Annotated in this window: 10 protein-coding genes; 4 read left to right on the top strand and 6 right to left on the bottom strand. The window is 60.1% G+C overall.

The features are described from left to right. Both ACIREA_RS04270 and ACIREA_RS04275 read right to left on the bottom strand, forming a co-directional pair. On the bottom strand, positions 1 to 1346 hold a 1346-nt coding region (locus tag ACIREA_RS04270; RefSeq protein WP_397380892.1), incomplete at its 3' end, for an SGNH/GDSL hydrolase family protein. 3 nt (positions 1347 to 1349) lie between these two features. Beyond that, positions 1350 to 2672, bottom strand: coding sequence for a neutral/alkaline non-lysosomal ceramidase N-terminal domain-containing protein (locus ACIREA_RS04275; RefSeq protein ID WP_397380894.1), 1323 nt, complete (start codon positions 2670 to 2672; stop codon positions 1350 to 1352). A 52-nt stretch (positions 2673 to 2724) separates the two neighbouring features. Here ACIREA_RS04275 and ACIREA_RS04280 point away from each other — a divergent pair, with 52 nt between their 5' ends. The 3 genes from ACIREA_RS04280 to ACIREA_RS04290 are packed head-to-tail and all read left to right on the top strand — an operon-like array spanning position 2725 to position 6363. After that, positions 2725 to 3690 carry a mannonate dehydratase gene (locus ACIREA_RS04280; protein ID WP_397380896.1) on the top strand — a complete coding sequence of 322 codons (966 nt, stop codon included), beginning with the start codon at positions 2725 to 2727 and terminating at the stop codon, positions 3688 to 3690. 1 nt (position 3691) lies between these two features. Further along, positions 3692 to 5128: an Nramp family divalent metal transporter gene (locus tag ACIREA_RS04285; RefSeq protein WP_397380898.1), complete on the top strand. Its 1437-nt coding sequence runs from the start codon at positions 3692 to 3694 to the stop codon at positions 5126 to 5128. 8 nt (positions 5129 to 5136) lie between these two features. Beyond that, on the top strand, positions 5137 to 6363 hold the full coding sequence (locus ACIREA_RS04290; protein ID WP_397380900.1) for a mandelate racemase/muconate lactonizing enzyme family protein: 1227 nt from the start codon (positions 5137 to 5139) through the stop codon (positions 6361 to 6363). An 18-nt stretch (positions 6364 to 6381) separates the two neighbouring features. Here ACIREA_RS04290 and ACIREA_RS04295 read toward each other — a convergent pair whose 3' ends face one another. The 3 genes from ACIREA_RS04295 to leuC form a co-directional block, all read right to left on the bottom strand. After that, the gene (locus tag ACIREA_RS04295) at positions 6382 to 7479 is read right to left on the bottom strand and encodes an SGNH/GDSL hydrolase family protein (RefSeq protein ID WP_397380902.1); all 1098 of its coding nucleotides are present in this window, start codon (positions 7477 to 7479) and stop codon (positions 6382 to 6384) included. A gap of 8 nt (positions 7480 to 7487) precedes the next feature. Continuing rightward, the gene (locus ACIREA_RS04300) at positions 7488 to 8582 is read right to left on the bottom strand and encodes an alpha/beta hydrolase fold domain-containing protein (protein ID WP_397380904.1); all 1095 of its coding nucleotides are present in this window, start codon (positions 8580 to 8582) and stop codon (positions 7488 to 7490) included. Between the two features lie 103 nt (positions 8583 to 8685). After that, positions 8686 to 10101, bottom strand: coding sequence for a 3-isopropylmalate dehydratase large subunit (leuC, locus tag ACIREA_RS04305; protein WP_397380906.1), 1416 nt, complete (start codon positions 10099 to 10101; stop codon positions 8686 to 8688). A gap of 107 nt (positions 10102 to 10208) precedes the next feature. Here leuC and dctA point away from each other — a divergent pair, with 107 nt between their 5' ends. Then, on the top strand, positions 10209 to 11486 hold the full coding sequence (dctA, locus tag ACIREA_RS04310; RefSeq protein WP_397380908.1) for a C4-dicarboxylate transporter DctA: 1278 nt from the start codon (positions 10209 to 10211) through the stop codon (positions 11484 to 11486). Positions 11487 to 11489: 3 nt separating this feature from the next. On the opposite strand, the gene ACIREA_RS04315 is transcribed toward dctA, so the two are convergent. After that, complete coding sequence (locus tag ACIREA_RS04315; protein WP_397380910.1) at positions 11490 to 14006, bottom strand: transglycosylase domain-containing protein; 2517 nt, start codon at positions 14004 to 14006, stop codon at positions 11490 to 11492. Between the last annotated feature and the right edge of the window lie 17 nt (positions 14007 to 14023).

Genomic DNA, 14023 nt, shown 5'->3' on the forward strand with positions numbered 1-14023 from the left:
AGATAGCGCGGCGCGATGTCGAAGAGAGTGAGTTTTTCATCCTTGGAGATCTGCTTGACGAGCGCATTGATGTCCTCGTGCAGATTGTTAAGAGCATAAGGGATGACCGTCATCGGAATGAGCATCGCCTTGGGATGGTCTTTGCGCAGACGCTCAAGCAGCTCATGAAAATCTTTCGCAAACTGGGTGTTGAAGTCTTTGACCTTCGCCTGGTCGTTGAGTCCGTAGCGAATGAATATGTAGTCGGCCTGCGGTTTGGTTTTCACCGCCTTGTCGTAGCGGGTGTCGAGCAGCCGGCGGATGAATTCACCACTGACGCCTTCATTGTACACATCGCAGGGAGGAAGGTCGGCTTCGGCAGCCAGCTTGATGCGCAGCGTGTCCTCGATCTGCGGTTCATCCGGCGCAAATTTCTTCGGAATGCTGGCCTCGGTGGTGCTGTCGCCAAGAAGGATGATCTGCAGGCGCTTCTTGCCCGCTGTGGCATCGCTGAACTCGAAGGCCTTGCCACCGATGATCTGATCCGACGTGATCGTGGGGCAGATGCGCTTCTCCACATGAGCAACAAACAGCTCCGTGCCGCGGGTGTGGCTCACAAACGGCCAGCGTGCGGGATTGTACATCGTGTCCGTCAGGTCGCGCATGAGAACGACGTGCTTGCCGTTCTTCGCCATCTGGCGCAGGCCGAAAGGGCGGCCCGAGACGCACATGTTGAGGTGGACCCCCATGAGGACCACGTTGTCGATGTTCCGTGCTTCAAGCAGGTTCCAGATCTCCACTCCGCTGTCGCTGATGGCATCCTTGTCTTGGTCAATGCGCAGTACATCGATCTGCTTGGTCCACGGTGCTTTGGGATTGAGCCCCTTCGCCGCAAGTTCTTTGGCCCATGCGGCATGCTCGGCGAGATCATCGTCTTCACCGCCGTCGGTTTGATCTAGCGGATACACAGCCATCTCCTCGGCCGGGATTTGTTTGCACCACTCGGCGATCTTGTCAGGCAGACGCGCAGCCGTTGGCGCGGACTTCGCACGCGCACGTGCGGGCGTGCCTTCATAGGGCTTCATGCAGCTGCTCGGTGCATGAATGATGAGCACTCCATCCTTGCGAGCCTTTTCGAGCACCTCATTCATGCGCGGCGCCATCTCGACTTCACGCGTCACGGCGTTTTTGCAGTGATGCAGGTCCCACATGTCGCAGACGATGATGGCGGTGCGGGAGGGCAGCCACGGTTCCTTCACCAGCGTCGTTTTTCCAGCAGGAGCGCGTGATTGCAGCGTGAACGAGAGCGGTGCCTCGGCGGCAAGAGCCGAGACGGTGAATGCGAGGAGGAGTGCGAGTGTCTTCATGGATTATCGGGAAAGTTTTTGGTGCAGTTCATGGACCTTGTCGGCGATGCGTTCTTCCACGCTTTCCGCCCAACCGGCCGCAGCTTCATAGCCGCCTTCTTTGAGCACGCGGAGGCTCGGGACATAGCCGGTGTAATCATTGGAATAACCTGCCACCCAGACACCGGCGGCACCGGCAAACTCACGCTTGAAGCGCAGGGAGTAATCCACCACGACTTCGCTGCCGAGCGTGATGAAGGTGAGATCGTTGCCGAGCTTGATGACCTGCACCGGGTAGTCGTGGTCTGCGCGTCCCGCCTTGGCATAGCTGAGTTTGATCTCTTCATAGGCAGCACGGATGGGCCCCTGAACAGGACGTGGATTGACGACGAGAGCCATTTCGACGGCGTTGGAAAGCGAACGACCGTGCTGCATGGAAAGCTCCAGATCCGTGACACCGGGAACGACATCGCTGCGACGTGGATAGGGATTCTGATCAGCACCGCAGCCCATCAGGAACAGGGCCATGAAGCCGGGGCGGTGCTCCTGCAGGTATTCCTGCGCAAAGCCCGCATAGTCACCGCACCAGTTGTAAAAGCCGAGGCTGGTGTTGTGACATGCATAGCCAAACAGGGTGGCACGCAGCGTGCCATCAGTCGCTTCGATGCGCAGTGCCGGCACCTCGTGATCCACAGGACCGTCCGGATTGGGCGCCTTGTTGGCGTTCGGATGGTCGGGCGACAGCGTGTAGTCACGACGACGATTCATGGCGAAACCGCAGCGAGCCTTGTTCCATGTGAGGCGTGCGGGCTGCATTTCCTTGAGCGCCTTGCCGATCAGGCCGACGAGGTCGTTTTGCAGCTTCTGCGTGTACTCCCATAAGTCTTTGGCCTTGGGGTTGTCCTTGTCTGCATCCGTCAGCGGAGTCGTACGAAGAGAAGGACCACTGTGGGTATGTGAAGCGTTCATCACCAAATGGGCAGGCGGCAGACTAAACTCCTTCTCCGCACGCTGCGCCACGGCCTGACGCAGAAGCTGCGGCACGCCGATGAGATCCAGCGTGACAAACACCAGCTTGTTTCCCTGCTCGTCTTGTAGAGCCAGCGCCTTGGCAAACAGATCCTGCACCTTGCCCTCAGCAGGCTTTTTGCGCCCTGCGTATCCGGCCATCCAGAGCAGCTTCTGCGGCGTCACCGCGACAGTGGCCGTTCCAGCTTTCCAATTCGCCGGCACATGAGGAGCCACCGATTTCGGCGGAGTTGGAGGCAAAAGCGGCGTGGCTCCAGGCGGCGCGGCAAGGACGGCACTGGTAAACAGAATGGTGAGCGAAAAAGCGCGGAGCTGCATGCACAAACTACGGGCGCACCCACGTTGTTTGTTCACTCCGGAATCATCTTTCATGCGCCTCGCCTCTGTCCTCACACCACTCAATGATCACCATCTGGCCCTCGCGGCCCAGTGCGGCGTCGAAGAGATTACGGTGCGATATCCAGGGCCGGAATTGGAGCCTCTGCTGCAAACCAAAGCGCAAATCGAGCGCCACGGCATGAAGCTGGGGATCATCGAAGGCTATCTGCCCATCGAGAAGCTCAAGCTCGGAAAGGACGATGGCAGTGACATGACCGCGATGAAACGGCTGCTTGAACACATGAGCGAGGCGGAGATCCCGCTGCTCTGCTACAACTTCATGGCCGGCACCGACTGGGTGCGAACCAAGCTGAATGCCACGGAGCGCGGCGGAGCGCTGGTGACGGCATTTGATCTCAAAGAAGCGCAGCAAGCCATGTCTTTGAACTCGGCGGCGATTCAGGCTGGCAGCGAAACCATCACGGCAGACGCCCTGTGGACGAACTTGGAGCGCATGCTCGCCGAGCTGCTCCCCTCGGCAGAAAAACACGGCGTGACGATGGTCATGCATCCCGATGACCCGCCGCTAGCGAAATTCGCCGGCAAGGCGCGCATCATGAACAGCGTCGAAAACTTCGAGCGGCTCATGCGCCTCGCACCAAGTCGGCACAATGCGATGTGTTTCTGCCAGGGCACCTTTGCGGAGATGGGTGCCGATATTCCCGCCGCCATCCGCCGGCTCGGCCCGCACATCCGCTACGTTCATTTTCGCGACGTGCGTGGCAATGCAGAGTGTTTTGCCGAGACGTTTCATGACAACGGCCCCACCGACATGGTTGCCGCCATGCGCGCCTATCACGACATCGGCTTCACCGGCCCCATGCGTCCCGATCATGTGCCGCAGCTCGACGGCGAAGAAGATGGCGAGCCCGGCTACACCATGATGGGCCGTTTGTTCGCGTATGGCTACATGCGCGGGCTGATTCAAAGCGTTCAAGCCGGCCAGCCCACATCCTGACATGAAGCCACCCAACCCAAATCACGGCGGTCTTCCTCCTTGGAAGACCGACGATCTTCCCGCACCGCTGCCATTCAGTTTGCGCAATGCACTGCGCACCATCGGGCCGGGGGCCATCCTGCTCGTGGGGGCCATTGGGATGGGCGAGTGGATCGCAGGACCGTTGTTTGTGGTGCAGCACGGACGCAGCGTGCTGTGGATCGCGACGCTGGCATTTGTGCTGCAATCGCTGCTGAATCTCGAAGCGGTGCGCTACACGCTTTACACGGGAGAACCGGTGCTCACGGGCTTCATGCGGATGCGGCCGGGATCGCGGGTGTGGGGCGTGTTTTATGCATTGGCGGGCTTTGCGCAGCTCGGCATGCCTGCGGCGGCGGCTGGATGCGCAGGTGTGGCGTTTGCGATGCTGCAAGGACGTGCTCCGACGAGTGGCGATGCGTCGACTGTGACGTGGATCACGGTGGCGCTGGTAGTGATCTCGGCCGTGGTGCTCGCCTCAGGCAAAAAAGTCGAGCGACTGCTGGAGCGGCTGTCGTGGATGATGATCATCTTCATCTTCGGTTTCCTGCTGTGGGTGAACTTCACCTTTGTGCCGCTCAAGGACTGGAGCAGCACGCTGACAGGCTTCTTCTCGTTCGGAGCGATTCCAGAGAAGGTCGATTTCGTGATGCTGGCAGTGTTTGCAGCGCTCGCAGGCAGCGGCGGCATTGGCAATCTTGCCATCGCCAACTGGTTTCGTGACAAGGGCTTCGGCATGGCTTCCAAAGCGGGCAACATGGGTGGCGTGTGGAGCACGGAGCAGACACTGGCCCCCGTAGGCAGCGTGTTTCCGATCAACGCGGAAAATTTGAAGCGCTGGCGCGACTGGTGGCGTTACGCGATCATTGATCAATCCGGCCTGTGGATGCTGGGATGCATCGTGGGCATGTTTTTGATGGTGAATCTGGCCTCGTCGTTGTTTCAACCCGGCATGCAGGTCACCGGCGTTGCGGCGGGCGTGTTTCAAGCGGCGGAGATGCGCAAGCTATGGGAGGGCTTCTGGATTCTCGGCCTCATGAACGGCTTCTGGATTCTGTTTTCGACGACGCTGACGAATGTGGATGTGCTGGCCCGCGTGGTGGCCGACATGGCGTGGGCGGGCGGTGCGGTTCCGAAGAAAATGCCGGTGGGGCGGCTCTATGGCCTGCTGCTGCTCGGCTTCACAGTGATCGCATGCTTCGGCGCATTCCTTGGCGATGCGAAACTGCTGCTCATGATTCTCGGTGCCACCGCCGCACCCATCACGGCCTTCTCCGCGCTGCAAATCCTGCGCCTCAACACCACGCTGCTGCCGCGTGAACTGCGCCCTCCCCTCTGGCGCAAGATCGCGCTCGTCTTGTGCGCCTTGTTTTACGGCTTCATTTCATTCGCCATGTTCCGCCAGATTTTCACCCACTGATCCACATCATGTCACGCATCACCGCCATCGAAACTGCCATTCCCTCCGGCATCATGCCGAATCTGCTGCTGGTCCGCATTCACACGGAGGACGGGTTCATCGGCTGCGGCGAGACGTATTACACACCGCATGCCATCGCGGCGTTGATTCACGATTGGATGGCAGAGCGCCTGCTCGGAGCCGATGCGCTGGCGATTGAAGCGCACTGGCGTTTCATCTATGAGCGCTGCACGCCGTTTGGGCATCCGGGCGCGGAGATGCGGGCGCTGTCAGCCATTGATCTCGCGCTGTGGGACATTCTTGGGCAGGCCTGCAACCAACCGGTGTATCGCCTGCTCGGTGGGCCGGTGCGTGATGCGATTCCCGTGTATAATACGAGCGGCGGTCCGAGTTACGGCGCGTTGGCGGGTGCCACGGAAGCTCCACGTCATCCGGGTTGGCCGGGCTATGGCGACATCGGCAGCAAGGGACCGTTGCAAGACAACTGGGCCTCTCATTTTGCCGCCGGTGACCTCGCTGAGGAATTGCTCGCTGAAGGCATCACCGCGATGAAGCTGTGGCCATTTGATCGTGCGGCACATCGTAACGGCGGTCTGCACATCTCATGGGCCGATATCGAAGAAGGCATGAAACCACTGCGTGAGATTCGCGAGCGTGTGGGCATGAAAATGGACATCGCCATCGAAGGGCACGCGTTTTTCCAGCTCCCGGCGGCCGAACGCATCGCAGAAGCTTTGCGCGAGATCAAACCGCTCTGGCTGGAAGACGTGCTGCGCGTGGATAACGCAGCCACGCTGGCCGATTTCCGTCGTCGAAGTGGTCTGCCTATCGCGGCGAGTGAGATGCTGCTCGGCCGCAAAGAATATTTGAGCGTGCTGCAAGCGCAGGCCTGCGACTACTGCATGGTCGATCCCACCTGGAACGGCGGCATCAGCGAAACCCGCCGCGTCATCGACATGGCGCAGACCTTTAACGTCCCTGCGACGATTCACGACTGCACCGGCCCGCTCACGCTGTTCAGCGGCCTGCATCTCGCGGCCTCATCGGCCAATGTCGTGTTTCAGGAGACGGTCCGGGCGCACATCCGCTCGTTCTACGACAAGCTGGTCGATACGCTGCCGGTCATCGTGAACGGGAAGGCGCAGCTGCCCACGGGAACGGGCTTGGGGACCAAGTTGAAGGACGAGCTGTTCCGTGAAGGAGTGAACGGGTGGAGGAAGAGTGTCGCGAAGTAGTGGCGTTCAACCGCCGCTTCACTGCTTCGATTTCATCCACGAGTAGAAGCTGGCTCCGATCTGAGCGTAGCCCACTGGATTGGGATGCACGCCATTGTTGTTCGGATAGCCATCGACAGGATCGAGATTGAGCTCAGTGGGCACAATGAAGATGCCATCCTTCTCGCGGTTGGAGAGACGCTTGAGCATGAGCTGCACGATGCGGTGCTGGATGCGCTTCCAGCCCCAGCGTGGATACTTGTCCTTGTAGTTCGCTGTGAAGCCTTCCTGACGCGCATTCGGCGGCGTAGTCAGTCCCACAGCGAGTTTGGTATTGGGCACAGCCTTGTGGAAGGCCGCGAGGAGCTTGTCCGCATTGTCGAGCACCTCATTGATCTTGGCGTCTGGGTTGTTCGGATCGGCACCGAAGCAGTCATTGATACCAAGCAGGAAGGTGACGACATCGGGCGACTGGTTGCCGCAGTGCTCCTTGAAGTAGCGCTGCAAATCGAAGGCACCCGTTTTGCCATCCGCAGCCGGAAAGATAAAAGGGCTGGTCGCCTTGCGAGCCACTGGACCTGCGGCCACTCCCGGAGTCTCCGGCGCGAATTTGGTGAGGAAGTCAGACCACTTCCAGCCACCGTAACCTTCATGCGCGACACCTGGCTTTACGCCTGCAGGTTTGTGAGTGCCGAGCAGCGTGGCCTTGGGATTGCCCGGCAGAGCAAGCAGGCGGGCGATTTCATTCGGGTAAAAGCTCGCATGCGTGAGGCTGTCCCCCACGATGAGCATGCGCAGCGGCTTGGAGGAAATCGATTTGCGCGGGGCGATGTGCAGCATCGTCTTTCCCTGCTCCAGCACTTTGCCGCCAGCATCTTTGACGGTGATGGCAATCGGGTGATCACCCACATCGGCATCACTCGGTGTGAGCGTCCAGCGGCGTTCTTCATTTTTGCCCAGCTTGCAGGTGAACTCAAAGCGGTAGGCCTCGGGAGTCTCCGTCAGCACGATGTTGTCGTGGTAGATGCTCATCGGCACATCCGGCGTGGCATACACGACAGGTGGCAGAGTGAGCTGAAGATCTCCGGCGAAGGCGGAGCAGGTGAGCGCGCAGAAGAGGCTGAGAATCCGGTACATGTCCTCCACTACGGTGCATCATGAGCAAATCGTTCCATGAAGCGCACAATGGCAGACATGGAAAGCTGCCCTCCCGGCGTGGAAGGAAAGTAGTCCATGCCATGCGTGCCCCACGGAATCTCGAGGAAGAAGTGATCGTCGCGCTGCGCGAGGCTCGTGCTGAAGCGGCGGCTGTGCCCAATGCCCACGAGTGAATCCAGAGTGCCGTGAAGGATCAGCGTGGGCAGGCTGCGCGCGTCGAGGAACTCGGTCGCCGAAGCCGTGCGGTAGCCTTCAGTCACCTCGTGCGGATCGCCGCCCATGTACTGGCGCACGAGGGTCAGGGACTTTAACAAATCGTCAGGCACAGACCATTCGCGGGCGAGATGCATGTTGGGTGTGCCATAGACGTCGATGCAGGCACAGGCGCCAAGCTCCGGCATGCCATAAGCACAGGCAGCAGCGATCTGCGCGCCAGCAGACCGGCCCATAAGAACGACCCGATTCACATTGATGCCGAGTTCAGCGGCGTGACTGCGAAGCCAGGCGAAGGCACGCCGCGTATCCTCAGCCTGCGCCGGCCAACGGTATTTCGGTGCAAGCCGATAGGCATAGGAACAGAGCACATAGCCATGGGAGGCAAGCTCGGTGTTGGCTCCGACAAATTCGCCGGGATCACCGCTGTCCCAGCCGCCGGTGTGGGCAATCAGCAGGCAGGGCAGCGGCTTCTCAACACCGGCAGGCCGGTAGATCACAACATCCAGCGCTTCATCCCCCTCACGCCAAAAGGTACGGCGCTCACACTGCACGCTGAATTTCTCTGCATGCACCGGCTGCCACAAACGCAGCCATGAGAAGCGCAGCCCCTGCACCGCTGCAATGCGCGACGCCTGCACGGCAGGAATGAAAAACACGACGGCCAGCAGCAGGCAGACCAACGCCAGCCAGCGCGAGGACTGCGCGGCGGGATAAATCAAAAGCAGCGAAAGCAGCGCAAGCCAGTGACCAAACTCTGTGGTCGCCAGCTGAAGCTGCCACTGCCAGCGCGTCGGCGACATGATCCACGCGTTCACCGCGAGCAAAGCGAGTATGAGGAGTGCCGAAATGAGAACCACAGTTTTCACGAATCTGGTCTTATCCGCTTCGGACACAATTCTGGATTCAAGCACCTCATAAAAAAGGCGCGGATCTCACGACCCGCGCCTTTCGAAACAATGGGTTTCAGAATCAACCCGCAATCGAGAACACCTCGCGGGCATCCGCGATGCTGCCAGTCAGAGCAGCGGCGGCGACCATGACGGGGCTCATCAGGACGGTGCGTCCCGTGGTGCTGCCCTGGCGTCCTTTGAAATTGCGGTTCGAAGAAGACGCGCAAAGCTGATCGCCGACAAGCTTGTCGGGATTCATCGCCAGACACATGGAGCAGCCTGCACCGCGCCATTCGAAGCCGGCTTCGCTGAAGATTTCATGCAGACCTTCCTTACGGGCGAGCACATCGACGATCTGCGACCCAGGAACCGCGATTGCTTTGACGCCTGCTGCCACTTTGCGGCCTTTGATGAACTTGGCCACTTCGCGGAAGTCGCTGAGACGACCGTTGGTGCAGGAACCGATGAAGGCGACATCAATCTTGGTGCCCTTGATCGGCTGACCGGCAGGCAGCTTCATGTAATCAAGCGCGTCCTGAATGGAGATGCGGCCCGGCTCGGTGGTGGCGCTTTCGGCGGTCGGCACGTTTTCGGTCACGGCGATGGCCTGGTCCGGGCTGGTGCCCCAGGTGACCGTTGGCGGCACGTCTTCAGCCTTGATGTTGATGACATCATCATAAACACAATCCGCATCCGAAGCGACCGCACGCCACTGCGCTACGGTGGTCTCCCAGGCATCACCCGTCGGCGAGTAAGGCCGCCCCTTGAGGTATTCGAAGGTCTTTTCGTCCGGATTCACGTAGCCGCAGCGCGCACCGCCTTCGATGCTCATGTTGCAGACGGTCATGCGCTCTTCCATCGACATCGCGTCAACCAAACTGCCACCGTATTCATAGGCGTAACCGATGCCTCCGTTCGCGCCCAGCAGGCGGATGATGTGGAGGATCACATCCTTGGAGTAAACACCGGGGCGCAGCTGGCCGTCCACATTGATGCGGCGGACCTTCATCTTGCCCAGCGCCATGGTCTGCGTGGCGAGAATGTCGCGCACCTGGGTGGTGCCGATTCCGAAGGCGATCGCGCCGAAAGCACCGTGCGTCGCGGTGTGGCTGTCGCCACAGGCAATCGTGGTGCCGGGCTGGGTGATCCCCTGCTCAGGTCCGACGACGTGCACAATGCCCTGCTTGCCGCTGGAAAGGCTGAAATAGGTGATGCCGAAGTCCTTGGCGTTCTTGTTGAGCTCCTGGATCATCGCTTCCGCAAGAGGATCGGAAAACGGCGAGACCTGGCTGTCCGTCGGCACGATGTGATCGACGGTCGCAAAGGTGCGGTGCGGGTAGGCCACCTTCAGGTTCAGATCACGCAGCATGCCGAAAGCCTGCGGGCTGGTGACTTCATGGACGAGATGCGTGTCGATGAGGAGCTGTGTCTGACCGTTGCCGAGGGTGCCGACGACGTGCGAATCCCAGACTTTTTCGAAGAGTGTTTTGCCCATGATGCGTGCTGATTGGTGGTTTGGAGGGCTGCAAGCCTAGCACGCCCGGCGGAGGGTGCAAGAATGCCTCTTGGCTTTTGCCGCCGGAGCTGCCAGCATCCGCGCCCATGAAATGGCTCAAAATTCTCTACGTGCAGGTGCTGATCGGCGTCGTTCTGGGCATCCTGCTCGGTTTGTTGTTTCCGCCAGCGAATGCGATCGTCCTGTTCGGCCACAGCTACAATGCCACCGACCTCCAGCCGCTGGCGGAGATTTTCATCAAGGCGATCAAGATGCTGATCGCGCCGATCATATTCTGCACCGTGGTCTGTGGCATCGCCAGCATGGGGGATTTGAAACGGGTGGGGCGCGTGGGGTGGAAGGCGCTGCTGTATTTTGAGCTCGTCACCACTGTGGCGCTGCTTATCGGCCTTGTGGTGGCCAATGTGATCGAGCCGGGCGCCGGAGTGGAGCATCATGCCTCGGCCAAGGAAACCTCGAAGCTGGGCGAATACCAGGCCAAGGCGGGAGACACGAGCACCAAGGCCTTCCTCATGAACATCGTGCCCAAGACCTTTGTGGGCGCTTTTACAGACGATTCGGTGCTGCCGGCCCTGTTTCTCGCGCTGCTGGTGTCTGTGGCACTGTGCCAGATGGGGGATAAGGGCAAACTGGTGCTGGATCTGCTTCACAGCGTTTCGGAGGTGTTTTTCAAGCTGGTGGCCATCATCACCCGTGTCGCCCCTGTCGCAGCCTGCGCGGCGATGGCCTACACCGTGGGGTCTGAGGGTCCGAGCATGCTCATCAAGCTGGCCAAGGTGCTGGCCTGTGTCTATCTCACCTGCGGGCTGTTTGTGTTTGTCGTTTTGGGCGGCATCGCGCGGTGGAACGGATTTAGCCTGTGGAAGATGCTGGTTCACATCAAGGACGAGCTGCTGCTGGTGCTTGGCACGTCGTCGTCCGAGACCGCTCTTCCCCAGCTCATGCTCAAACTTGAAAAGTCCGGCTGTGACAAGTCGGTGGTCGGCGTGGTGGTTCCGTCCGGCTACTCTTTCAATCTCGACGGCACCTGCATCTATCTGACGCTGGCGGCGTTGTTCGTCGCCCAGGCCACAAACACGCATCTCACGCTGTGGCAGCAGCTCGGACTGCTGGCGGTATTGCTGCTGACCTCCAAAGGGGCCGCAGGGGTCACCGGAGCAGGATTCATCACGCTGGTGGCCACGCTATCCACCATCGACACCGGCATTCCGGTCTCAGGTCTTGCAGTGCTCATCGGCATCGACCGCTTCATGTCTGAAGCCCGCGCCATCACCAATCTCATCGGCAACACGCTTGCCACGCTTGTCGTGGCGAAGTGGGAGAAGGAGTTCGATGCAGAAAAAGGTAAGATGCTGCTGCGCTAGCCCTCAGAGATCGATCTTCATCGGCGGCGGGGGGGCCAGCTTGAGCTTCGGCGCGTCTTCATCCGGGGTATCAACGGCATCGACGGGAATGGCTTTGCGGATTGGCGTGCCATCGTCATTCACGGGGCTGGCACGAGGCACGGCCTGCTCGGAATTGTAGGGGTCTTCACCAATGACGGTGAGCGCCTTCATGCGCACAGGTTCGATGTGGACCCAGCGGTTGGACGAAGCAATGAGAGGGGCCGCGCCGAAACCGCTGGCAGGGCTTTGATAGCCAAACTGCTTGATCTCCACCGGCAGACCTTCGCCCGTATGCAGATTGCAGAAGCCCTCCAGCGGCGTGCCCGGGCGCAGATACTCAAAGTAGGTGGATCGCACGGATTTTTCGCGGCCATCAGGCCCTTTGATCTTCTCGTAGCAGTAGTCAGTGGCACGCATGCCGCTGCGCTGGCACATTTCCACCCGCTCCGCCGTTTGCGGCGGCTCGATATCCTTTGGCACGTAGCGCGTGGCGCTGGCATTGACCATGTCCACCCAGACAGGCAGCACGATGTGGTTGGAGAACGCCCCGGGATAAATGGTCTTCTGTTTGTCGAAACCCGCCCATACACCGCAGGTGACTCCGGAGGTATAGCCCAGGAACCAGAGGTCCTTGAATTCGTAGTGCGTACCGGTTTTGCCACCCGCCACGAACTCGCCAAGCTTGTAATCACTCACCGCAGGACTGCCGGTGCCGCGATGCAGTGCATCCACGAGGCAGGTGTGCGTCTGATACGCGGCGATGGGGTCCATGCTCTGCACGCTGCGCAGCGCCGCCTCGGAGATTTGAAACACCACCTTGTCGTTGTTGTCCGTGATGCGCTGGATCAGATTCAGCTTCTGCGGGCGGCTGCCCAGCGTGGGAAAATTGGAATAGGACAGGCACATGTCACTCAGACGCACTTCGCTGGCACCGAGGAAGGTGGAGGGGTAGTCGCGCATTTCGGAGGTGATGCCCGCCTTCTGTGCAACCTGTTTGACCATGGGCACCCCGATGCGCTCGCCCAGGCGAACGGTTGCAGAGTTTCGTCCCTGTACGAGAGCCTCACGCGAACTCATCGGTGCCTGCGTCCATTTCGGGTTGTCCACTTCCGCACCCCATTCCCCCAGAATCCCAGTCAGGCCTCCGATCATCACGCGGCGGTTGTCCAGCGGCGCATCATCCACTTTGGTGCCCGGGTAAAGTCCAGGACTGCTGAACGCTGCCGCATACACCAGCGGTGTGAAGGCGGTGCCTGCCGGACGCACGCCATCCGTGGCACGGTTGAACTGGCTGTCACCAAAGTCACGACCACCCACCATCGCCAAAATGCTGCCGTCATTGTTGTCGATCATCAAGGCCGCAGCCTGCAGGTACTCTGGCAGCGGCTTGGGGGTGGCGGGATCAATTTCACCCCGCTTCATGCGTGCGCGGTAGTCAGCCAGGATCGCGCGGAACTGCGCAAAAGTCTGGTGCTCGTAGCCCGGGCGCTTTTCCAGCTCGGCCATGCGCTTGCTGACCGCCTCCTCCGTGGCCTTTTGCAGATCCTGGTCGATGCTGGTGTAAATGCGGAAGCCGCCGATGGAAGCCCTCTCCTCCCCCACCAGATCCACGACCTCACGCCGCACGGCATCAAAGACATAGCTCAGTCGCGGGTCCGTGCTCTGCGGCGCAGTCACCAGCGGCCTTTTCTTGAGCTTGGCGGCCTCGTCCTTCGTCAGCGTGCCTTCGATGGACATACGCTCCAGCACGTAATTGCGCTCCTTCATGGCACGCTGCGGGTGCTTGATCGGCTGAATGTTGTTCGGGCTCTTGATCAGTCCGACGATCGTCGCCGCCTCCTCGATGCTCAGCTCTTTGACATCCTTGCCAAAGTAGCCGCGCGCCGCCGCCTGCACCCCGTAGAAATTCACCCCGAAGAAGATGCGGTTCAGGTAGAGCTCCAGAATCTCCGCCTTCGAGAAATGCTTCTCGATGCGCTGGGCGATGAATGCCTCCAAAATCTTGCGCTTGTAGCTGCGTTCCAGCAGCTTGAACGTCTGCCGGGCAAGCTGCTGTGTGATCGTACTCGCCCCCTGCGTGACTTCGCGGGCCACGATGTTTTCCTTCACCGCACGGAGGAGACCGATGTAGTCCACCCCGTCGTGCTTGAAAAATCGGGAATCTTCCTGCGCCACCAGGGCATCGATCAAGTGCTGCGGCACTTCCGTGACCGGCACCGGCGTGCGGTTCAGCACGTAAAGGCGCGCCATTTCATCACCATCACGGTCAAAAATGATGCTCGCTGACTCCAGCTTCTTGAGTTCCTCCAGGTCAAACTTCTCCGCATCCCGCCGCAGCGGTGCCACGATCACACTGTAAACGCCAAACGCTGACACAACGCAGAGCAGGGCAAAAGCCACGAGCGCACTGAACCAGCCACGGCGGTAGAACGGCAGTTTTAGGCCGGCTTCGCCACGCCAGTTGCGTTCAGGCTGGGGATCGGGATCATCACGGAACATGGCTTGGTAAGAAAGTA

Source organism: Prosthecobacter sp. (assembly GCF_044373815.1).
Taxonomy (GTDB): domain Bacteria; phylum Verrucomicrobiota; class Verrucomicrobiia; order Verrucomicrobiales; family Verrucomicrobiaceae; genus Prosthecobacter.